The organism is Paraburkholderia sp. BGA-UO-ETr-F12, from assembly GCF_059567945.1.
Genome location: NZ_JCAQOZ010000012.1, coordinates 173637 through 194895 on the forward strand (window position 1 = coordinate 173637; position 21259 = coordinate 194895).

General features: G+C 63.7%; 16 protein-coding genes and 1 pseudogene. 12 read left to right on the forward strand and 5 right to left on the reverse strand.

Features of this window, described 5'->3' with window-relative positions; translation table 11 throughout:
* Positions 1–4: 4 nt before the first annotated feature.
* A complete protein-coding gene (locus AC57B6_RS04355) occupies positions 5–1216 on the forward strand; it encodes an SAM-dependent methyltransferase (RefSeq protein ID WP_278497001.1) in 1212 nt (403 codons plus the stop codon).
* 1 nt (position 1217) lies between these two features.
* Positions 1218–1730, forward strand: coding sequence for a chalcone isomerase family protein (locus AC57B6_RS04360; protein WP_496420756.1), 513 nt, complete (start codon positions 1218–1220; stop codon positions 1728–1730).
* A gap of 164 nt (positions 1731–1894) precedes the next feature.
* On the opposite strand, the pseudogene AC57B6_RS04365 reads toward AC57B6_RS04360, so the two are convergent.
* A pseudogene (locus tag AC57B6_RS04365) lies at positions 1895–2095 on the reverse strand (ferritin-like domain-containing protein); the annotation flags it as partial.
* Positions 2096–2577: 482 nt separating this feature from the next.
* Between AC57B6_RS04365 and map the strand changes: the two are divergent.
* The 6 genes from map to AC57B6_RS04395 all read left to right on the forward strand — a co-directional run bounded on the left by map (position 2578) and on the right by AC57B6_RS04395 (position 6991).
* On the forward strand, positions 2578–3363 hold the full coding sequence (gene map / locus AC57B6_RS04370; protein ID WP_028196768.1) for a type I methionyl aminopeptidase: 786 nt from the start codon (positions 2578–2580) through the stop codon (positions 3361–3363).
* 185 nt (positions 3364–3548) lie between these two features.
* Entirely contained in the window at positions 3549–4082 is a 534-nt protein-coding gene (locus AC57B6_RS04375; RefSeq protein WP_028196769.1) for a GNAT family N-acetyltransferase, read from the forward strand.
* A gap of 220 nt (positions 4083–4302) precedes the next feature.
* On the forward strand, positions 4303–5151 hold the full coding sequence (gene minC / locus AC57B6_RS04380) for a septum site-determining protein MinC (protein WP_028196770.1): 849 nt from the start codon (positions 4303–4305) through the stop codon (positions 5149–5151).
* 104 nt (positions 5152–5255) lie between these two features.
* Positions 5256–6071, forward strand: coding sequence for a septum site-determining protein MinD (gene minD, locus AC57B6_RS04385; protein WP_006048490.1), 816 nt, complete (start codon positions 5256–5258; stop codon positions 6069–6071).
* A 14-nt stretch (positions 6072–6085) separates the two neighbouring features.
* Positions 6086–6349 (forward strand): cell division topological specificity factor MinE, encoded by a 264-nt coding sequence (minE, locus tag AC57B6_RS04390; protein ID WP_028196771.1) that lies wholly within the window; start codon positions 6086–6088, stop codon positions 6347–6349.
* Between the two features lie 327 nt (positions 6350–6676).
* Positions 6677–6991 (forward strand): YXWGXW repeat-containing protein, encoded by a 315-nt coding sequence (locus AC57B6_RS04395; RefSeq protein ID WP_028196772.1) that lies wholly within the window; start codon positions 6677–6679, stop codon positions 6989–6991.
* Positions 6992–7206: 215 nt separating this feature from the next.
* On the opposite strand, the gene AC57B6_RS04400 is transcribed toward AC57B6_RS04395, so the two are convergent.
* The gene (locus AC57B6_RS04400) at positions 7207–8622 is read right to left on the reverse strand and encodes a chloride channel protein (RefSeq protein ID WP_042275016.1); all 1416 of its coding nucleotides are present in this window, start codon (positions 8620–8622) and stop codon (positions 7207–7209) included.
* A gap of 212 nt (positions 8623–8834) precedes the next feature.
* On the opposite strand from AC57B6_RS04400, the gene waaC reads away from it, so the two are divergent.
* Entirely contained in the window at positions 8835–9839 is a 1005-nt protein-coding gene (gene waaC, locus AC57B6_RS04405) for a lipopolysaccharide heptosyltransferase I (RefSeq protein WP_496420757.1), read from the forward strand.
* A gap of 732 nt (positions 9840–10571) precedes the next feature.
* Positions 10572–10703 (forward strand): hypothetical protein, encoded by a 132-nt coding sequence (locus tag AC57B6_RS04410; protein ID WP_255246783.1) that lies wholly within the window; start codon positions 10572–10574, stop codon positions 10701–10703.
* Between the two features lie 172 nt (positions 10704–10875).
* Here AC57B6_RS04410 and AC57B6_RS04415 read toward each other — a convergent pair whose 3' ends face one another.
* The 3 genes from AC57B6_RS04415 to AC57B6_RS04425 all read right to left on the reverse strand — a co-directional run bounded on the left by AC57B6_RS04415 (position 10876) and on the right by AC57B6_RS04425 (position 13325).
* Entirely contained in the window at positions 10876–11055 is a 180-nt protein-coding gene (locus AC57B6_RS04415) for a hypothetical protein (RefSeq protein WP_028196775.1), read from the reverse strand.
* Between the two features lie 99 nt (positions 11056–11154).
* Positions 11155–12462, reverse strand: a complete 1308-nt coding sequence (locus AC57B6_RS04420; RefSeq protein ID WP_496420758.1) for an MFS transporter — start codon at positions 12460–12462, stop codon at positions 11155–11157.
* A 392-nt stretch (positions 12463–12854) separates the two neighbouring features.
* A complete protein-coding gene (locus AC57B6_RS04425; protein ID WP_046569922.1) occupies positions 12855–13325 on the reverse strand; it encodes an energy transducer TonB family protein in 471 nt (156 codons plus the stop codon).
* A gap of 480 nt (positions 13326–13805) precedes the next feature.
* Here AC57B6_RS04425 and AC57B6_RS04430 point away from each other — a divergent pair, with 480 nt between their 5' ends.
* Positions 13806–15266: a condensation domain-containing protein gene (locus AC57B6_RS04430; protein ID WP_496420759.1), complete on the forward strand. Its 1461-nt coding sequence runs from the start codon at positions 13806–13808 to the stop codon at positions 15264–15266.
* 28 nt (positions 15267–15294) lie between these two features.
* Entirely contained in the window at positions 15295–21192 is a 5898-nt protein-coding gene (locus AC57B6_RS04435) for a non-ribosomal peptide synthetase (RefSeq protein ID WP_496420806.1), read from the forward strand.
* Positions 21193–21259 lie beyond the last annotated feature (67 nt).

Here is a 21259-nt window from a genome sequence, read left to right on the forward strand (position 1 = left end):
AGCCATGGCGCTTTCACGAACCCTAAGCGGACACCGAACCGTACCCGCGTCCGGCCGTCTGTTTCTATCGCTACTCGAGCGGATTCAGGTTGGGCACCTGGTGCTGATCACGCCCGACGGACAGCAGCGCGTATTCGGCGATTCGCATGCGGCGCCGGGTGCGCGTCTGGAATTGCGCGACTGGCGTGCGTGCGGCGCGATTCTGCGCAAAGGCGATATTGGCTTTGCCGACGCATGGCGCGCCTTCTGGGTGGATACGCCCGATCTGGCGGCTTTGCTGCGCGTGGCAATCCGCAACGAACGCGCGCTGCAACGCACGGTTTATGGCGGCTGGCTCGCACAACTCTGGTACGGGTTGCGTCATAAGCTGAGACCTAATACGCGCTCGGGCAGCCGGCGCAATATTCACGCGCACTACGACATCGGCAACGCGTTTTACGCGCAATGGCTGGACCCGACGTTCACGTACTCGAGCGCGGTGTTCGACGGCAATTTCCATCAATCGCTTGAAGACGCTCAGCACGCCAAGTATCAACGCATCATCGATACGCTCGGGTTACGCGAAGGCATGCGTGTTCTGGAAATCGGCTGCGGATGGGGCGCTTTTGCGATGCATGCGGCTCGTCAGGGCATTCATGTGCATGGCGTGACGATTTCCGCGGCGCAGCTCGAATTCGCCCAGAAACGTGCGCACGAGGAAGGCCTGAGCGAGCGCGTGCACCTCGAACTGCGGGACTACCGTACGCTGACCGGACAGTACGACGGCATTGTCTCGATCGAAATGTTCGAGGCCGTCGGCGAAAAATTCTGGCCGGCGTACTTCCGCATCCTGCGCGAACGTCTGCGGCCGGGCGCACGCGCGCTCGTGCAAACCATCACCATCGACGATTCGTACTTCGCCGCCTATCGGACGACGAGCGACTTTATTCGCGAGTTCATTTTCCCGGGCGGCATGCTGCCGAGTCCGCAGCATTTCATTGAAGCGGCCCGGCGCGGCAAACTCACGGCGCGCAAGTCGCTGGCCTTTGGGCGCGATTATGCGGAGACGCTGCGCCGCTGGCGCAGTGCGTTCGAGGCACGGCTCGATACGATCCAGAAGCAGGGTTTCGACGAGATTTTCGTGCGCACGTGGCGGCTCTATCTGGCCTACTGCGAAGCCGGTTTCGACGAAGGACGCACGGACGTGATGCAGTTCGTGCTCGCGTCGGCCGACTGACGTGCGCGCATTCGCGGCACTGATGCTGGTGCTGTGGGCGACTGCCGCCAACGCCGACTGGCTCGCTGACGTGCAGCCCGCGAAACTCGTGGGCGAGGGCGATTTCAGCGTGTTCGGCTTCAGGCTATACCGCGCACAAATGTGGAGCGAACGCCTACCCGTCGACTACGACGAACGCTTCGCGCTGCATATCATTTACGCTCGCGGCATCGGGCGCGAGCGATTCGTCGATACCGGGATGAGCGAAATCAGGCGTCTCGCGAATGCACCGATTCCGGCGGACACATTGGCGCGCTGGCGTGCGGACATGATGCAGACGCTGGTGGATGTCGGCCCAGGCGATCAGCTAAGCGCGATCTATTTGCCGGGCAAAGGCGTGCGCTTTTACGCAGGCGACCGGATGACCGGCGAGTTCGACGACCTCGCTTTCGCCCGCGCATTTTTCGGCATCTGGCTCGATCCGTCGACGCGCGCGCCGACGTTACGCAAACAGTTGCTCGGCGCGTCGCCATAGGACACAACGGCTACAGCAAAATGCCGGCGATTTGCAGCAGCAGAACAAGATTGAGCACCAGCACGGCGATTGCGCCGGCCACTGCGGCGATCGTGGTCGAGCGCCCGGTGGTCATGCTCGCGGGTAGCCCTCAAACCGGTTGTGGTGTACGTGTAGAACTGCGATTCGAGATACTCCTGATTCAGCGCGAAGTTCAGTATTTCCGGGTCGCTCGGCGCGCTCCGGGCAGAGGCGATTGAACCGGAGCCACTACCGCACGCACTGATCAGCGTCCCACCGACCAGACCCAGACCCAGTGCGCCGGCGTTGCGGAAAAACTGTCTGCGTTGCAGACGCCGTTCTATCCGGTGGTCAAATGCATCGATAAGTTATGCTGATTTATTGCTGGACTCCGAGCTGGCTATGCTCCTCAGATGGTTCGCTGCCAATCCCATGGATTCGCGACGCGCACGCGCGGAAAGCGGTTACGCAGGCGATGCACCAACGCAAATCGCGGACGCAAAAAGAGACCTCGTTCTTCCGGGAAGAACTAAACGATGCAGGGGGAAGAAAGCGAGTCATCAACGCCCTTACGGAGCGAATGGGCTACCCGGTGCAAAGCCCACAAAAGATTTCCGTGTGCGCTTGCAGAATGAGGCGGTCTCGCTCGGGGTAGCCGGTCCGTGAGCGGTTCCGGAGCAGGCACCTGAATGGCCACACCGAGCGGCTCGTGAACAGCCCCTGAAAATCGCTCGAAATCGTGCGGGAAGCCGCCCGCGATGCAGATTCAGCCCGGCTCGCGGAGGCCGTCCGGCGATCCTCTGTACAATTGGGCGTTCGTCATCATCGACCCACCTCGACCGAATTCATGGCCATTACCTACAAGACTCCCGACGACATCGCCAAGCTGCGCATCTCCGGCCGCCTCGCGGCCGACGTGTTGGCGATGATCGGCGAGCACGTCAAGGCCGGCGTCTCCACCGACGAGCTCGACGCGCTGTGCAACGACTACATTGTCAATACGCAAAAGTCTATTCCGGCAAATGTTGGTTATTTGGGATTTCCGAAGACGGTCTGCACGTCCGTCAACCAGGTGGTGTGCCACGGTATTCCCAATCGCAGCGAAATCCTGAAAGATGGCGACATCATCAATATCGACGTTGCGATTATCAAAGACGGCTATTTCGGCGACACCAGCCGCATGTATTGCGTCGGCCAGCCGAGCACGGTGGCGCGCCAGCTGATCGACACGACCTATGAAGCTATGCTGGCCGGTATCCGCGAGGTAAAGCCGGGCGCCACGCTGGGCGACGTCGGCTACGCGATCCAGAAAATCGCGCAGCGCGACGGCTTCTCGATCGTGCGCGACTACTGCGGCCACGGCATCGGCAAGGTCTACCACGAAGACCCGCAGGTGTTGCACTACGGTCAGCCGGGGCAGGGCGTGCGTCTGAAACCGGGCATGGTCTTTACGATCGAACCGATGATTAACGCGGGCCGTGCCGGCACCGCGGTGCAGCGCGACGGCTGGACGGTGGTCACCAAAGACCGCTCCCTGTCCGCGCAATGGGAACACATGATCGCCGTGACTGAAGACGGCTATGAGTTGCTGACGCCGTGGCCGGACGGCACCGGCACTTACGAAGCGCCCTGAACGCAGTGGCCGGCGAGCTTCGCGAGCCGGTTATCAAGGCGGTGGGCGGGTGAATGGCCGCGCAATCGGTGCGCGGCGCCAACGCCAGGGAGCGGCGCCACGGTCCGATCCAGTAAATAAGCATTTGACTCGCGCGCCGGTTCGGTTAAAGCTATGCGTTAGGGTTTCAAGGGGTTTTCGTCTGCATGAGTCCGTCATTGACCGTTCGCCGTATCGCCGCTGATCAGGGCGCCGTTTTCCGCGAACTCCGCACTGCGTCGTTGCGGGAGGCGCCCTATGCCTTCGGCGAAACGCTCGAGGACGCGTTGTCGGCGGATGCCGCCACGTTCGACGCCACCGCTGCCGAACACGCCGTTTCGTTTATCGCCACCAGTTTCATTCTCTATACCGAAGGCCATCCGGCCGGACTGATCGAAGCACATTTCGACGATACGGCGGCGCGCCGCGCGTTCGTCTGCGAGTTGTGGGTCGCGCCGGCCGTGCGTCATCTGCGCGGCGGCGAGTTGCTCGTCGACACCGCCAGCGCCTGGCTCGCCGGCGAAGGCGCGATGGAAATCTACGCGTGGGTCGCCGACGCCAACCGCAATGCAATGCGTTTTTACGAGGCGCTCGGCTTCGGTCCGACCGGCGAGCATCGGCGTGTCGCACGAGCGCCCGAGCAGGCCGAAAGCCTGCTGGTGCGCCACGTGCCGACCACGTCGCAGGTGTTTCAGCAGTGATCTCACGAGCGGCGCGTCAGCCTGCCGCTCACATCCCTTCCGCGTCGCCGCAGCGTTCATGGCCGGGTTCATGGCCAAATGAGCGCCCCAAGCGCGGCCTGAACGGCCGAGGCGTGGCTATGTCACGGGTATTCAGGCCGCGGGGGCGCGTTCTCCCGGCAAAAAAACTCGCTCCCCGCCTGTACGCCTGTAAAATACGCAAAATTTTTTGCCGAACGCTATGTCGCCCAAGAAATCGCCCTTTTTCGAACTCCGCAGCGGCTCTGTCGACACGCTCCTGTTTGTGGTCAAGACAACCGACCTCGATGCAATGCGCGCCGAACTGACCCGGCGCTTCGAGGCGACCCCCGAATTTTTCGCTAACGACGTCGTCGCGATCGACGTGCGTCGGCTCGCCGACAACGAACGCGTGCCGCTCGCCGACATCGCGCAACTGCTCGACAGCGTGCGCATGCGTCCGGTCGGCGTGGTCGCCAACGCTCAGCAGACGTGGGCGGCCGAATCCGCGCTGCCGCTGCTCGAAGCGCGCGACCGCCGCGGCGCCGCCGCAAAATCCGCTGACGAAGAAAGCGCCAATCCCGCTGTTGCGGCGCCGGTGGCCACCGCCGCGACCGCCACGCCGCCGGCCGATCTGTTTGCCGACGCCGGCGGGGCGCCGGAAAACGGCACCCCGGCCACGGCCGCCGCAGTCGAGCCGGCGCCCGCTGCCGAGCCCGTCCGTCTCGCCACCTCGTCGCAAACCATGGTGGTCGACAAGCCGCTGCGCTCAGGCCAGCGCATCTACGCAAAGGGCGATCTGGTCGTGCTCGGTCTGGTGAGCTACGGCGCGGAAGTCATCGCGGAAGGCAACATCCACATTTACGCGCCGCTGCGCGGCCGGGCACTGGCCGGCGTGCAGGGCAATCACGACGCGCGCATTTTCTGCACGTGTCTCGAACCGGAACTGATCTCGATCGCGGGCATCTATCGTACGACCGAGAACCCGCTGCCGGCCGATGTGCTCGGCAAGCCGGTGCAGATCTGGCTCGAAGAAGAAAAACTGATGATCGAACCACTGCGACTCACCTGATCGGCGTGGTGCGCACGCTGCCCTGAACCATCACGGCAGGCGGCGTTCCACGGCAAAGCGGGCCGCACATAATTGACGAATTTGACGAACACAAGGTAAGGGTAATGGCAAAAATCATTGTGGTGACTTCGGGCAAGGGTGGCGTGGGCAAGACGACCACGAGCGCGAGTTTTGCATCGGCCCTCGCTCTGCGGGGCAGCAAAACCGCCGTGATCGACTTCGACGTCGGCCTGCGTAACCTCGACCTCATCATGGGCTGCGAGCGCCGGGTGGTGTACGACCTGATCAACGTGATTCAGGGCGAAGCGAACCTCAACCAGGCGCTGATCAAGGACAAGAAGTGCGAGAACCTCTTTATTCTCCCGGCTTCGCAGACGCGCGACAAAGACGCGCTGACCATGGAAGGCGTCGAGAAGGTCATCAACGACCTGATCGCAATGGACTTCGAATTCATCGTCTGCGACTCGCCGGCCGGTATCGAATCGGGCGCACTGCTTGCCATGCATTTCGCCGACGAAGCGCTGATCGTGACGAATCCGGAAGTCTCCTCGGTGCGTGACTCGGACCGCATCCTCGGCATTCTGTCGTCGAAGACCAAGCGCGCGATCGAAGGCAAGGAGCCGATCAAGGAGCACCTGCTGATCACCCGCTACAACCCGAAGCGCGTCAGCGAGGGCGAAATGCTGTCGTTGACCGACATCCAGGAAATTCTGCGCATCGACCTGATCGGCGTGATTCCGGAATCGGAAGCGGTGCTGCACGCGTCGAACCAGGGGCTGCCGGCGGTCCACCTCGACGGTACCGACGTCGCCGAAGCCTATAAAGATGTCGTGTCGCGTTTCCTCGGCGAGCAGAAGTCGCTTCGCTTTACCGATTACCAGAAGCCAGGGCTGCTGCAGCGCCTCTTCGGCACCAAGTAAGGGGAGCGCACGTAATGTCGATTCTTTCGTTTTTGCTGGGCGAGAAGAAGAAATCCGCGTCGGTAGCGAAGGAACGCCTGCAGTTGATCATCGCGCACGAGCGCGCCGGCGGCCATGCGCCTGCCGATTACCTGCCTGCGTTGCAACGCGAACTGGTGGCCGTGATTTCAAAGTACGTGAAGATCTCCAACGACGATATTCGCGTGAGCCTGGAGCGCCAGGACGATCTTGAAGTGCTCGAGGTCAAGATTGAAATACCGCAGGCGGGTTCCGCGTAACGCGCTGCGCGCTCTGCTTCGTTGTGTCGATCTGACGTGACGGGATGGGGCGCGTAGACGCTGTCCTCCCGGTGGTGTCCTTCTGCTGTTCAATTAGACGCGCGGATGTGGGTTCTACGCGCCGTCTGCCTCTTTATCCTCTGTTTGCTGCCCGAACGCGCCGCGCCGTTGTGCATGGCCGCGTATGTCCGCACGTGGCTATGCCGTGCGGCGAAATAATCCGTTGCACTTCAGCGTGTGCCGTTACACGGCGGCAGTCAGCGCTTTTGATCCCTCGCGCATTAAACGGATAACGCCGGATTCGGTGTCCAACTACAGAGGGAAAACATGAACAAGACCTTTCGCTTGCTGATCGCCAACGCTGTGCTGATCGCCGCTGGTGCATCCGCCATCGCGTCCGCTTCGGCCGCAGAAGTCGTTGTGATCGCACCGTCCGCACCGCCGGCCGTGCGCTACGAAGCCGTGCCGGCGCCGCGCGTCGGCTACGTGTGGGATCACGGTCACTGGCGCTGGGATCACGGCCGCTATGTGTGGGTGGCGGGCCACTGGCAAGCCGAGCGTGTCGGCTTCCACTGGGTGCCGGGCCACTGGGTCCAGCACGGTCCGAACTATCGCTGGGTCGAAGGCCACTGGGCGGCTTAAGTCCCCAGACGCCAGCACTGTCCGGCACGGCGCGGTTGACCGCGTTCGTGCCGTTCTCTCCAGTTTGACGACTCAGGCGCCGCGCTCGCCTGCGTTTCTCAGGAACACGTGATGAAAAAGAATCTGCTTCTGATCGCCGCATTGGCGGTCGTGCTGGCCGGCTGCGTAGTGGTGCCGGCGCGGCCAGTTTATGTGCACGCGCCGGGGGTGGTTGTTTACTGACGCGGGGCGCCGTCTTCAGCACGAGTACCGTCGTCGGTCTCATCGGCGACTGCGGCCTCGGGCGCCTCGACTTCGGGAACTTCCGGCACCGGTGCTGGGGCGGGCTGTGGCAGCGGCGCCATATAGCGTTCCGCCAGCGACTCGTACAACGGCGGTGCGAGCAAACGCGATACGCGGCTCGCGATCAACGCGGTGGCCATCAGCGAGATCACCAGCGCATGACCATCGATCATCTCCATCACGATCACGAATGAGGTGATCGGCGACTGCGTGACGGCCGCCAGATAGCCCACCATCGCGAGGGCGATCAGCATGGGCAATTGCATCGAGCCGAACACCATGTGCAGCAGATTGCCGAAGCCCGCGCCGATCGACAGCGACGGCGCGAAGATCCCGCCTGGAATACCCGGCAGATAAGAGCCGACCATCGAGATCATCTTCAGGAACGGATAGAACACCGACAGGTGCTCGTGTCCGTCGAGCAATCCGCGCGCTTCCGCGTAGCCGCTGCCGAAGGTCGTGCCGCCGGAGACGAGGCCGACCACTGCGATCAGGAAGCCGCACAACGCGGCGAATGCGACCGGCCGCTCGCCGTGCAACTGACGCAGCGGCGCGGGAATCCAGCGTGCGGTGTTCAGCAGCAGCCAGCCGAACACGCCGCCCGCAATCCCGGTGACGATTGCCGTGAGCACGACGGCTACCGCCAGCAGATCGGGGAAATGCGCGCCGATCTGAATGGTGCCGAAATAGGTGTAATTGCCGTTCAGGCCGAGCGCGATCACACCGGCAATGATGATCGCCGTGATTAGCACGCCGCTCGCGCGGGCTTCGAAGCTGCGGGTGAGCTCTTCGATTGCGAACACGATGCCTGCCAGCGGCGTATTAAATGCCGCGGACAAGCCCGCTGCCGCGCCCGCGAGCACCAGTTGCCGTTCGATCAGCGCATTCGAGCGCGGGTAGAGCCGCCGCAGGTTGAACATCAGTGCCGCGCCGACCTGCACGGTGGGTCCTTCGCGGCCGATCGTGAAGCCGCCGAGAATGGCCAGAAACGATACGGCGATCTTGCCGAACAGAATCCGGAACGACAGCAGCCGTGCGCCGTATTCGCCGGGCCTGGCATGCAGGGTGGCGATGACTTGAGGAATACCGCTGCCTTCGGCGCCGCGAAAGAACTTGCGCGTGAGCCAGACAGCGAGCGCGGCGACCGCGGGCGTGACGATCAACGGCGCCCACACGTGCTGATGCTGCATGGCGCGAAATGCGCCGTAGCCCCAGTCGATTAGCCTCGCATACAGAACCGCCACCAGACCGACCGCGATCGCGCCGAGCCAGAAGACGCCGTATTGTCGCCACAGGCGTCTGGCGCGACGCACGATGCTGGAAGAGCGCGGAGGGAAAGCCCGGGACATGACGGATGTGCTGGCGCAAAGGGTGGATTATAAAGCGTGCCGCATCGACGAACGCTATGAAGGCGATCTGAAAATATGTAAAGAACATATTTGTAAGTTTTCCAGCGTAACGGTCTGTATTGATGACCGGATTGCGCCCTGTAGCGTTTAGCAAAGATTATTCCCATCGTCGGCTAAAATAGTTTGACGTTCGAACAACTAACAGGTCCTCAATGAAACGAGTTCTTATCGTCAAGGTCACTTCACTCGGCGATATCGTGCAGGCGTTGCCGGTCGTTGCCGACATTAAACGCGCTTTTCCCGGCGTTGCAGTAGATTGGGCGGCTGACGAAGCATTCGCCGAAGTGGTGCATTGGAGCGAAAGCGTGGACCGCGTGCTTTGCGCCCCGCTGCGCCGCTTCAAGAAGGCGCGCCGCTGGAGCGATTTCAAGGCGATCGCGACGTCGATCGCCGAATTGCGTGCCTACCGCTACGATTTCATCATCGACATTCACGGGGTGTACAAGAGCGCGATCATCGCCTTTCTGGCTCGCTCGTCTAAACGTATTGGCTATCAGTCCCGGGATCTGGGAGAGCGCGGCGCTGCATTTGCCTACACCGGGCGTTTCGGTCCCAGGCCGTCCTGCGATGCATGGCATGGCATGCGCATCAGCGCGGGTGAGGCGCTCGGCTATGAGGTCGAGGGACCGCCGGCCTACAATCTGCGCCTGCCCACACCGGCCGGGCTGCCGTTCGCGGCTAGCGGCGCCCCGGTCGCGGCGCTCTTTCATGCCACCTCCAAAGACGACAAGAAGTGGCCGCTGTCCCATTGGGGGGCGGTCGGGCGTGAGTTGGTGCAGCGTGGCTTTCAGGTGGTGTTGCCGTGGGGCTCGGAACGCGAGCGTGCCGAGGCGGAGCAGATCGCGTCACAGGTGCCGGGCTCGACCGTCCTGCCGAAACTGAGCGTGACCGAAATCGCGCAGATGATCGACGGCTGCGCGCTGGTGGTCGGGGCCGATACGGGGCTCGTTCATCTGGCGCATGCATTGCAGAAGCGCACAGTCATGATTTTTGTGGCGACTTCGCCGGCGCATTGCGGCATCGGCGCGCCTTTCCGCTCGATTTCGATCGGTGACGGCCGGTCAGTCCCAGCGGTCGCCGAGGTGCTGAAGGCGATCGATTACGTGCAGGGCGAATCGCACCCCGTTGCCATGCAGCACGGATCAGCCGCGGCCTGAGCGTAATTTCGCCGCGCTTTTGCGCAATCGTTTGGCAAATCGTTCGGTCAAAAGAAAAGAGGCGCGACGCACAGTCGCCCAATCAAACGAGCGCTGCCACGGAACGCCTCCGAAAAACGCCCGCGTCGGGGAACTACGGGCGAAGAGGAATCACTTCAATGAACAAACTGACTCAGACACCGGGCGACCACCTCGGGTGATCGACCCAGTCCTAAACAGACCGCCGGCCGGCGGTCGAGTTCAATCACGCATTCATTGAGGCATGCCGCGCGCGTGCGGTGAGATTCGTCGGCCGCTTACCAGTGTCCCGATGCCGGTCTTTGACGACCGCGCTCTGCACCTGGACCAACCATTGCGCATTACATACCTGTTAAATCTGTCGCTTTTCGTAGGGCGCCTAATTGGCTGTCCGCGCGGTTTCGCGCGCGGTTGCCGGCCTGGTTACGGCACGTGAAGCGCCGATTCAATACTCGCCGTCCGAGTTCCGGTCCGCGCGTCCGCCACGGACAAGGCTTGCACGTGGCTCGCATATCCAACCCAGTATAGGTGCTGTTTTCCTCTGATGTGAATCTGTTCACGCGATGGCTTGGCGCAGCCGGATTTAGGGGCGCAAACGTGTAACACCCACGTGATCTTCCCTTACAAATGGCAACGGTCGCGGGAGGCAGGGTCGTGTTCAATCGAGTCATTCGGGGTTTCGGCTCGAATGAATCTGACTCGAAGGAGAACAATATGAAACGCTTAATCCTGACCCTGATCGCAGGCACGCTGCTGGCAACGGCGCTTGGGGGCTGCATCGTTGCACCGGCGCCGGGCTATTACTACGGCGGCGGCTACTACCATCACGGCTACTACTACCGGTAATGGCTTGCGGCCCGGATTGGGCCAGACGCAGCACATGATCGTGACGGCTGCCGCTCACCGGCATCGGCGAGGGCAGCCGTTCAACGGCTTCTTTGGATGAGTTCAGACGCAGGCCGCGTTCGACCGGCCATGGCGCGCGGGCACTGGCACTGGCGCCGGTATGGTCGACTGCTCAGGCAAGCAGCATTTCAAAAGCAATCACTGCGGTAATCGCGGCTGCGTTCGCGGCGAGCGCTTCCACAACGATGCCCTTCCACGTCGCGGGACGAAAGCGCAAAGCCAGCAGCAGCGAACATAGCAGCGCCAGCGCGATGATCATCACGATATCCGCGTTGTGAAGGTGAATATTCATCAGAGCCTCCCTGCTTGCCTTAGGGTTATTTATTTCGAGTATAGGCAAGTCAAAAAGACGCGCAAGGCAGGGAATTTACCCAGCGCGTCTTCGCTCCCGTTACATCAAGTGCGCATCGCGCGTCTCGCGCATGCTTAGCACGCCGAGCATGCTGACGGCCGCCGCAATCGACACATACGCGCCCACCCAGGGCAGCCCGCCGTGCGCGGCCAGCACCTGTGCGATATACGGCGCGACGGACGCACCGAGAATCCCGCCGAGGTTGTACGACACGCCTGCACCGGTATAGCGCACGTTGGTCGGAAACAGTTCCGGCAGCAGCGCGCCCATCGGGGCGAAAGTCACCCCCATCAGGAACAGCTCGATCACGAGGAACAGCAGCACCAGCGGCGTCTGCCCGCTGCCGAGCAACGGCGCCATCGTGAAGCCCGACAGGATCGCCGCGACGATGCCGACGATCAGCACCGGTTTGCGGCCATAACGGTCGCTCGCCCAGGCCGACAGCGGCGTGGCGAGCGCCATGAACACGACCGCGATGCACAGCATGCCGAGGAAAGTCGGCCGCGGAATATGCAGCACCGACACGCCGTACGACAGCGAAAACGTGGTGGCGTTGTAGAACAGCGTGTAGCAGACCACCATGGCGAGCGCGCCGAGCAGAGTCGGCATCCAGTGCTGCGAGAGCAGGGTGGCGATCGGCACCTTCACGCGCTCCTCGCGCTCGATGGCTGCCTGGAAGGCCGGCGTCTCGGCGATCTTCAGGCGCACGTACAAGCCGAGCGCAACCAGCACCGCGCTGACGAGGAACGGCACGCGCCAGCCCCAGCTGCGGAATTGCTCGTCGCTCAATGACAGGGCCAACGCGAAGAACAGGCCGTTGGACGCCAGAAAACCGATCGACGGCCCGAGTTGCGGAAACATCCCGAACCAGCCGCGTTTGCCGGCCGGCGCGTTCTCCGTGGCGAGCAGCGCCGCGCCGCCCCATTCGCCCCCAAGGCCGATACCCTGGCCGAAGCGCAAGATGCACAGCAGGATCGGCGCAAGGCTGCCGATCGAGTCGTAGCCGGGCACGAATCCGATAAGCGTGGTCGATACCCCCATCACCAGAAGCGAAGCCACCAGGGTCGATTTACGGCCGATCCGGTCGCCGAAGTGACCGAACAGGAACGAGCCGATCGGGCGCGCGACGAACGCAATGCCGAACGTGACGAAAGCCGATAAAGCCTGGGCCGTCGCCGAGCCGTGCGGGAAAAATACCGGCCCGATGACGAGCGCCGCGGCGGTTGCGTAGACGTAGAAATCGTAGAACTCGATCGCGGTGCCGATGAAGCTCGCGAAGATGATCCGCGCGCTGCTGTTCTGCCCGCTCGAATGGGGCTGGGCCGCGGAAATCGGCGAAGTGGACATGCAGGGTCTCCGAGTGTCGTGATGCCGTTGGACGCCGTACTTTTATGTGCGGGCGGCGCGTGATCAGCCGGCATGTTTGTTTAGGTTCGTGCGCTTCGGCGCGTCTTGCTGGCGGTTGAAGCCATGCCCGGCGCGGGCGACGATGCGACAGCTTACAACGGCAGCAGTGAGCCGTCAGCGTCGTTCGTATGTCAGGCAGGCGGCCTGCGCGGGTCGCGCGGCGGTGCTGCAATCGGGCGCGCGCCGCACCAACGGGTAAGCGGGCGGCGCGCGCCATGCCGGAGGGATCCGGCTTGGGGAATCGGAAAATTATAGCGAGCGGGCGCACAACGGAGCAAGGCAGGGTGAGGCCGGTCTCGCGTCCTGCCGCTTTCGCTGCGTCGGCGCTGCGTTTACTCGATGGTTTGCGCTTGCGGCGAGGCGAACTCGCGCAACTGGAATTTGCCGTTGTCGTTGAAGAGCCAGTCCTCGAACAGTTCGAGCTGCCCGCGGCCATTCAGCAATGCGCCAGGTGGTTGCGGCAGCGGCGAGGCGCGCCGCAAGGTGGCGAGCGCGGTGCTCTCGGCTTCGTCGTCGCCATTGGTGCGATACACCGACGACTGCAGCACCTGGCCATTGCGATCCACCGTGAACGACACCACCACCAGCGAGCGCAGCATGGCTTGCGGTGTGCCGTGCAGCACATAGGACGGACTGCGCTCGATGATGCGTCTGGCGACCGCGCTGCGGTATTGATCGAGCGTCGCGCTATTGACGGCGGCGGCCGGCGTGATGACGAGCGGCCGATCGGGCGGTGTGATGGTGCAGCCCGCCATGACCGCAAGCACCAGCGTCGACGCCACGGTCAAAACGGATACCGACATCGCCCGATGCGCCTGCAATAGCGATCCGCCGACGCGGCAAGCGCAGGGCCCGGTCAAGCGGCGAAGGTGACGCATACCGATGAGCATCGTTGTGGAAAGCATTGGGACAGGGTCTAACTTGATGGTAGTCAAAAAGCGCCAGGATGCAATTGTCGTTCGCCCTGTATGCCGGTCCGGTGCCCCGCAGTCCGGTTCGCCTACGCGGTACGCGTGGTGTTCTTTCCATTGCCTTTCTGTCGTCTGCATGAGCGCATTCAGTCTGATGCGATCCGCCTGACATAAGCCGTGTTTGATCAACGAGTGTTAATACCGATCCACACACAGCAGGAGTTCTAAGAGTTTTCCTATGGTGACGACAACCTCACGTCAATAGCGTGGGCCCGACCATCTGGCGAAGCGCCGCGGCGCGGTCACGAGTCGCGCGCGGCCGGCGCTTGTGCGAGCCGATCGGCCCCGTCCACCCCGACAACGAGGTATCGTTTGGAACACACTTCCTTTGCGCTGACGCGCACGCAATCCCGCACCCTGGCGCATGCCGCCGCAGGCCCCAATCTCTGTGCCGTCTACCGGATCGACGGCTGTCCCGACATCGAGCGGCTTTCCGCTGCCGTGACACAGCTGGTGGCGCACTGCCGGCCGCTTGCGTACCGGCTCGTCGACACCGAACAGGGCACGCACTGGGTCATCCGCCGCGATGTGCGAGCACAACTGAACGTGATCGATCTCGACCGGCGTGACGAGTGTGACGAAGCCGCTGCGCTGTCGTTGATCGACGGCCTGTGCGCGCGTCGCTTCCGGCTGGACGCCGGGCTGCCGTGGGCGTTCACGCTGCTGCGCGCCGGCACCCAGAGTTACCTCGTGTTCGCCTGCCATCCTGCTCTGCTCGACCGTTTTTCGCTGAGGCCGTTGTTCGATGTGCTTTCGCGGATCTATCGCGGCACAGCGCCGCTCGCACCGCTCGGCATCGATCAGCAAGGCCTGCTCGACGCCGAGCGTGAGCTCCTCGCGAATGACCGTTTGCAGACCGGCCTCGATTTCTGGATTGGCCAACTGGGCGACGTTTCGTTCGAATGGCACGCGCCGCGCACGCAAAATGCGCTCGCCGACAGCAGCTTTACGCTGCGCCTCGATGCGCGGACAGGCGCCGCTTTGCGCAGTGAGGCTCATACGCTCGGCGTCGCCCCCGATCTGCTGATCAAACTGTGCGTTCACGTGCTGCTGCGCCGCATGACCGGCAGCCGCGCGGTGCTTACCGCGCATCACCAGCGCGGCCGCTGTCAACGCGACGAGACGATCGGTTTCGACGAACGGCGGCGCTTCCTGAAGACCGACTTCGACGACACGATGACGCTGCGGCAGTTTCTACGGCACGCGGCGGCGCGCGCCGAGATGGCGGATTTTCACGCCGAACTTCCGGCGTTTGAGGTGCTGCACGACATCGAGCGGCGCGAACCGGGTTTCGTGCGCGCGACCAACGTGGTGTGCGAAACCGACAGCTTGCCCTACGACGCACTCGTGCTCGGCACCTTGTCCGCGACCTTGCTGGCGCCGTACTCGCGCCGTTTCTCGCACGAGGACATCGGCGTCTACCTCGACCTGCGCGAAGATCGCGTTGCACGTGCACAGCCGCTATCCCCAGGAACTCGACGGCCTGCGTCTCGCGTTCGGGCATCTGACGGCGCTGCTCGGGCGCGTCGGCGAGAGTCTCGGGCAGAGGGTCGATGCGATCGATCTGTATACGCCGGTGTTGCGGCGCCATTGCGCGGCGTGGTCCGATGGCGGTTCGCTTGCCGCACCCGCGCGGGACGTGGTCGATCTGTTCGCGCAGGCGGCTCGCGAGCACGCCGCGCGTCCCGCGGTCAGCGGCTCGGACGCTGCGTTCACCTACGCGCAACTGGCGCTCGCCGCCGAACGCGTGAGCGCAGCCCTGGCCGCGCTTGAACCGCACGCGCCGAATGCGCCAAATGCCGTGAATGCCCCGAATGCGCCGGACACGGCTGATGGACGGGACGCGTTGATCGGCATCTGCATTTCGCGTGGCGCGAGCATCGTTCCGGCCATGCTCGGCGTGCTCACCCATGGCGCGGGCTACCTGCCGCTCGACCCGCAGATGCCGGATGAGCGCTTGCGCTACATCGTCAAGGATGCGCAACTGCGCGCCGTGATTGTCGATGCGGCAACCCATGAGCGTTTGAGCGCGCTGGTCGATTGCGCGCTATACCGGATCGACGATCTGCTAAAAGGCCCGGCGGCCGGGTTGGCCGGATCGGCTTTCGCGCGAGGCGCGCCGCTCGATCCGCAACGCACCGCCTACGTGATCTACACCTCGGGCACGACGGGCAAACCCAAGGGCGTGGTCATCGAGCGCGGCATGCTGGCGCATCTGATCGCCTCGCTGACGGGCCGCTACCGGCGTGACGCGAGCACGCGCTGGCTGCAGTTCGCATCCGTCAATTTCGACGCCAGCGTGCTGGAGATTTTCAATCCGCTGACGCACGGCGGCCATCTGATCGTCGCGCCCGAGGCGGTGCGCACCGATGCCGACGCACTGTCCGCCTTCCTCGACGCCGAACGCATCACGCATGCGTTCCTGCCGCCGGCGATTCTGAAGCTGCTGCCGCGGCGCGCGCTGCCGCATCTGGACACGATTCTCTGCGGCGGTGAAGCGAGCGACGACGAGACGATCCGCTTCTGGTCCGGCATGCTGCGCCTGTCGAACATCTACGGCCCGACCGAGACCACCGTGATGGCGACCGAAAACACCTTCGACGGCGACAAGCCCGCCAATCAACTGGGCCATCCGCTGCCCGGCTATCAGATTCATCTGCTCGATGAGGAAGGCGAAGCGGTGCCGCTCGGCGGCATCGGCGAGATCTGCATTGGCGGCGCGGCGGTTGCGCGTGGCTATCTGCTGCGGCCCGAACTAACCGGGCAGAAATTTCGGGCGAATCCGTTCGGCCCGGGACGTCTCTACCGCTCCGGCGACCTCGGCCGTTTTCAGCCGGATGGCGCGATCGAATTTCTCGGGCGCAGCGATTTTCAGGTGAAGATTCGCGGCTACCGGATCGAACTGGGCGAAATCGAGGCCAGCATCGTCGAACAACCGGAGGTGCGTAGCGCCTACGTCGGCACCTGCGAACGGCAGGGTGGGACGGCCCTCGTGGCCTGGTATGCAGGGGCCGCGCTGGAGCCGGCGGTGCTGCGAAGTCGTCTTGCGCAACGACTCGCGCATTACATGGTGCCGGCCTTTCTGCTGCCGGTCGAGGCGCTGCCCTTGACGCTCAACGGCAAGATCGACCGCAGCAGATTGCCGGCGCCGCAAGCCGGTCCGGCCGACTCCGCGAAGCGCGCTTTCGACGCTTTCGAACTGGCCGTGCAAGCGATCTGGTCGGAGGTGCTGGGCGTGCCGCTCGACAGCGTCGGGGAGGACAGCCACTTCTTCCACCTGGGCGGCCACTCGCTGCTTGCCACGCTCGTGTGCAATCGTGTCAGCGCGAGCCTGTCCGCACCCGTCAAGCTGAAGACGCTGTTCGAGCATCCGCAGTTCGACGCCTTTTGCACAAGCGCGCGGCAGGGCGTCGAAGCGGGCACCGCGCTGCCGCCGCTCGCCGCGCAAGCAGGTCCGCCCACGTCCGCGCCCGTGGCTAGCCGGCTCGTGCGGATGATGCACACCCGCGCGCTCGGCAAGCCTGCAGATAACGCGTACAACATCGTGATGCGGGTGGACTTCGACGGCGCAGCGAATCCGCTGCGCTTGCACCAGGCACTCGTCGGCGTATTCGCGCATAACCCGATCTTCACCGCGAGCTTCGCGGAACGCGGTGGACAGTTGTGGCTGCTCCCGGGCACTTCCGCCAAACTGACGAATTCGCCCGCGCCTATTTCCGTTGCTTTGGAGACCTGCGATGCCGGCGCGATCGAAGCGTATGCCGACGCCATGCGCGCAGTGAATTTGCCGCTCGACCGTGCGCCGTTGTGGCGTGCGCAATTGCTCATGTCCCCGCAAGAAAGCCGCACTACGTTGCTGCTCTGCATTCATCACGCGATTTTCGACGGCTGGTCGTTCAAACTGTTGCTCGACGAACTGACGTTGCGCTACGAAGGCCGGCCGGTTTCAGAAGAGCGGCTCTCGTGGTTCGACCACGGTCGCTGGGCGCAGCAATTAGTGCAATCGCCGCGTTTTGCCGCCGCGCGTGAGTACTGGACACGCAAGCTCGATGCGCTTGCCTTGCGCACCGAATTGCCGTTCGACGCATTGCAGCGCGAACCGAACGCCAACCGCTCGTTGGCGCTACATATACGGCCGGCCCAGATGCGGCGCCTGAAGCAGATTGCCGATGCGCACGACATGACGTTGCCGCCTCTGCTATTCGCGTTGTATCTTGTCTGGCTGTGGCGCGTGAGCGGCCAGCAGCAACTGGCCTGTGCCTATCCGTATGCGGGCCGCGATGTTCCGGGCAGCGAGCAGATCTACGGCATGTTCGTGTCGATGACCGTGCTGGTGCAGCGCATCGACACGCGGCAAGGGTTCGGCGAACTGGCGCGCGCGGTGCAACGGCAGATGCTCGACGACCGCGATCATCTGCTCGCCACGCCTTACGACACGGACAACGACCAGCTCGGCGCGCTCAACACGATCTTCAGTCTGCAAAACGGCATTGAGCTGAACGGCCACATCGGCGGAGCGGCTTATTACGCTGAGGAACGCCCTCCGCTGACGTCGAAAGCGGACCTGTCGGCGATTTTCTATGTGCGGCCCGACGGCGGGCTGGACGGGCGCCTGGAATATGACAGTTCGGTGCTGCATGAGGGTTCGGTTGAGCGGATGGCGGAAGTGTTCATGACGCTTTGCGATGCCGCTGCTCGTCAGCCTGACACGCCGGTCGGCCAACTTGCCTATCTGAGTGATGCGCAACATGCGCGGTGTTTGAGCTTCACGTGCGGCGAGCCGCTGCCCGATGCAGCGCAGTCGATCCCGGCGCGTTTCGCCGAGGTGGTCGCGGCACACGCATCGCGCGTTGCCGTGCGCTGTGGCGAGCAGCAGCTCAGCTATCGTGAACTCGACGCGCTCAGCGATGCTATCGCTCACGGCTTGGCAGCCCGCATGCCGGCCGGTGCGCGGATCGGTTTGAGCATGCAGAAGAGCGTCCTGCTGGTGGCTGCCGTGCTGGGCACGCTCAAGGCCGGTTGCGCGTATGTGCCGCTCGACCCGGCCTATCCCGCCGAACGCCTGCGCTACTTCGTCGAAAACTGTTCGGTCGATACAGTGCTCGCCGACGAACCGAGCCGCCTCGCGCTGGAGGCCGCCGGCCTCGGCGAATTGCACCAGATCGCCCCGGCGCTGCTGGCGAAGCAGGTGGGGCAGCCGCACCGGCCGCAGGCTGTGGTTCCCGAGACGCTCGCTTATGTGATCCACACGTCGGGCTCGACCGGCAAGCCGAAGGGTGTGCTGGTCGAACATCACAGCGTGGTTCGAATGGTGGCCGCCGCGAGTCGCGCGCTCGGCTATATGCCGGGTAGCATCAGCACCCTGGCGGCGTCCACCAATTTCGACGCAAGCGTGCTCGATCTGTTTCTCGCGCTGCTGCACGGCGGCACGCTCATCGTGCTGCCGGAGCAGGCGCGCCGCGATCCGCGCCTGTTGCACAGCCTGCTGAAAGCGGAGCGTGTCACGCATGCGTCGCTTGCACCGGTCGTGGTGCAAAGCCTGCCGCGCGAGCCGCTGCCCGATCTGCAACTGCTTGGATTCGGCGGCGATACGCTGGACGAACCGAGCGCTGCCTGGTGGAGTGAACACACGCGGCTATTCAGCCTGTACGGCCCCACCGAAATCACCGTGATGGCCTCGTGCGGACAAGTCTTGCCGGGCGGCCCGAGCCGCATCATCGGCAAGCCGCTGCCGGGTTACCGGCTCTATCTGCTGAATGCGCAACGGCAACTGGCGCCGCCCGGCACGGTCGGCGAAATCTATATCGGCGGCGAAAATCTGGCGCGCGGCTACATCAACCAGTCGGCCATGACGATGGAGCGGTTCGTGGTCGATCCGTTTCGCGATGCACCGTACGCGCTGATGTACCGGACGGGCGACCTCGGCCGTTTTCTCTCCGACGGCACGATCGAATACCTTGGCCGCAACGACGAGCAGGTCAAGCTGCGCGGTTTTCGCATCGAACTCGGCGAGATCGAGAATTGCATCGCGGCCGCGCCCGGTGTCGCGCATGCCGCGTGTCGCGTGTGGGGCGAAGGTGACGCGCGCTATCTGGCCGCGTACTACGTCGGCGTTGCCGGATCGGACGAAGACGGTGCGGTGCCCGATGAAGACACGCTGCGCCGCCATGTGTCGCAGGCGCTGCCCGACTACATGGTGCCGGCGTGTTTCATCCGGCTGGACGCGCTGCCGGCGTCGCCGAACGGCAAACACGATCGCAAGGCGTTGCCCGCGCCCCCACGTGCAGGCGGTACGCCGCCACGCGAAGGCGTCGAGCGTTGCATCGCCGAGATCTGGCAGACGCTGCTGCGTGTTTCCGGCATCGGCCGCGACGACAGCTTCTTCCGACTCGGCGGCAATTCGATTCTGGCCGTGCGGATGCAGGCGCAATTGCGCGATACGCTCGGCATCGACTTCACGATGGCTGCGTTCTACCGTTCGCCGACCATCGCGACGCTCGCGCACGGCGGTCACGAGGACATGATCGAGCGCGCGATTGCCGATGCGTCGGCACCGTTCGTTGTCGAACACGCCGCGCCCGCTTGCTCTGACGCAGCCAGGCCGGCGCCGATTCGCACGATGCTGCTGACCGGCGCGAGCGGTTTCCTCGGCATTTACCTGCTGCACGCGTTGTGCGTCCGGATCGACAAGGTGATTTGCCTGCAACGCTGCGCGAGCGCTGATGCCGGACGAGCTGTGTTGGAGGAGAAGGCGCGCGAGGCGGGGCTGGCGATCGACTTCAGCCGCGTCGAGGTGATTCCTGCCGATCTTGCCGCGCCGCAGCTCGGGCTCGACACATCGCGCTGGCGGCAACTCGCGGTGGAGGTCGACACGATCCTGCACTGCGGCGCATTCGTCCATCACCTGCATAGCTACGAGGCGATGAAGGCTGCGAATGTCGGCGGCACCGAGGCTTTGCTGCGGCTCGCGCTGACTCAGCGGCAAAAGCCGTTCTGTTTTGTCTCGACGCTGTCGGTTGGCGAGATGCTGGAGGGAGCCGTGCGCATCGACGAGCAGGTGAGCAACGCGCGCCCGTTGCTGGATAACGGCTATCTGCTGACGAAATGGGTGGGCGAACAACGGGTCGCGGAATGCGCACGCCGCTTCGGCTTGCCGGCGCTCATTGCACGACCCGGCAATATCACCGGCGACAGCCGCACCGGTTTTAGCAATTTCGCGCGCAACCATTTCTGGCTGTTCACCCAGGGCTGCTTGCAACTCGGTGCCTATCCGGAAACGGCGCGGGAAGTCGAAATGATGCCGGTCGATCAGCTCGCGAACGCGCTGACGGCAATGGTGTTGCACCCGCGTGCCGGCATCCGCGTGGCGAACCTGAACAATCCGTTCGCCCTGTCCCTGCGTCAGTGGTTTGCTGTGCTCGCTGCTTGTGGCTTGCATGCCGCAGCACAGGCGCCGGCAGACTGGCAGCGGCGTCTGGCGGGTCTCGATGCGTCGAACGGTTTGGCGCTGATTCGCGACTTCTATACCGGTGACCTTTCCGGCGCACCGTTGCCGGTCGAGCAGATCGACACGTTGACCGAACTGGCGCGGCACGGCGTGGCGTTGACAACCGACTACGGCGCGATGATCCGGCTTTACATCGGCTATCTGCGCGACGCGGGCTTTCTTACCCCGTTACCGGAGACGGTGGCGTTGTAACAGGCTGAAATATGACCGGATTTCTCTTCGGCTAAAACGAGCCTACACTTCGATGGCCTCTTTCGAG

Coding starts and splice junctions, on each gene's coding strand:
- AC57B6_RS04355 (WP_278497001.1), top strand. CDS start 5: ATGGCGCTTTCACGAACCCTAAGCGGACACCGAACCGTACCCGCGTCC.
- map (WP_028196768.1), top strand. CDS start 2,578: ATGGCCATTACCTACAAGACTCCCGACGACATCGCCAAGCTGCGCATC.
- AC57B6_RS04375 (WP_028196769.1), top strand. CDS start 3,549: ATGAGTCCGTCATTGACCGTTCGCCGTATCGCCGCTGATCAGGGCGCC.
- minC (WP_028196770.1), top strand. CDS start 4,303: ATGTCGCCCAAGAAATCGCCCTTTTTCGAACTCCGCAGCGGCTCTGTC.
- minD (WP_006048490.1), top strand. CDS start 5,256: ATGGCAAAAATCATTGTGGTGACTTCGGGCAAGGGTGGCGTGGGCAAG.
- minE (WP_028196771.1), top strand. CDS start 6,086: ATGTCGATTCTTTCGTTTTTGCTGGGCGAGAAGAAGAAATCCGCGTCG.
- AC57B6_RS04395 (WP_028196772.1), top strand. CDS start 6,677: ATGAACAAGACCTTTCGCTTGCTGATCGCCAACGCTGTGCTGATCGCC.
- AC57B6_RS04400 (WP_042275016.1), bottom strand. CDS start 8,622: ATGTCCCGGGCTTTCCCTCCGCGCTCTTCCAGCATCGTGCGTCGCGCC.
- waaC (WP_496420757.1), top strand. CDS start 8,835: ATGAAACGAGTTCTTATCGTCAAGGTCACTTCACTCGGCGATATCGTG.
- AC57B6_RS04410 (WP_255246783.1), top strand. CDS start 10,572: ATGAAACGCTTAATCCTGACCCTGATCGCAGGCACGCTGCTGGCAACG.
- AC57B6_RS04415 (WP_028196775.1), bottom strand. CDS start 11,055: ATGAATATTCACCTTCACAACGCGGATATCGTGATGATCATCGCGCTG.
- AC57B6_RS04420 (WP_496420758.1), bottom strand. CDS start 12,462: ATGTCCACTTCGCCGATTTCCGCGGCCCAGCCCCATTCGAGCGGGCAG.
- AC57B6_RS04425 (WP_046569922.1), bottom strand. CDS start 13,325: ATGTCGGTATCCGTTTTGACCGTGGCGTCGACGCTGGTGCTTGCGGTC.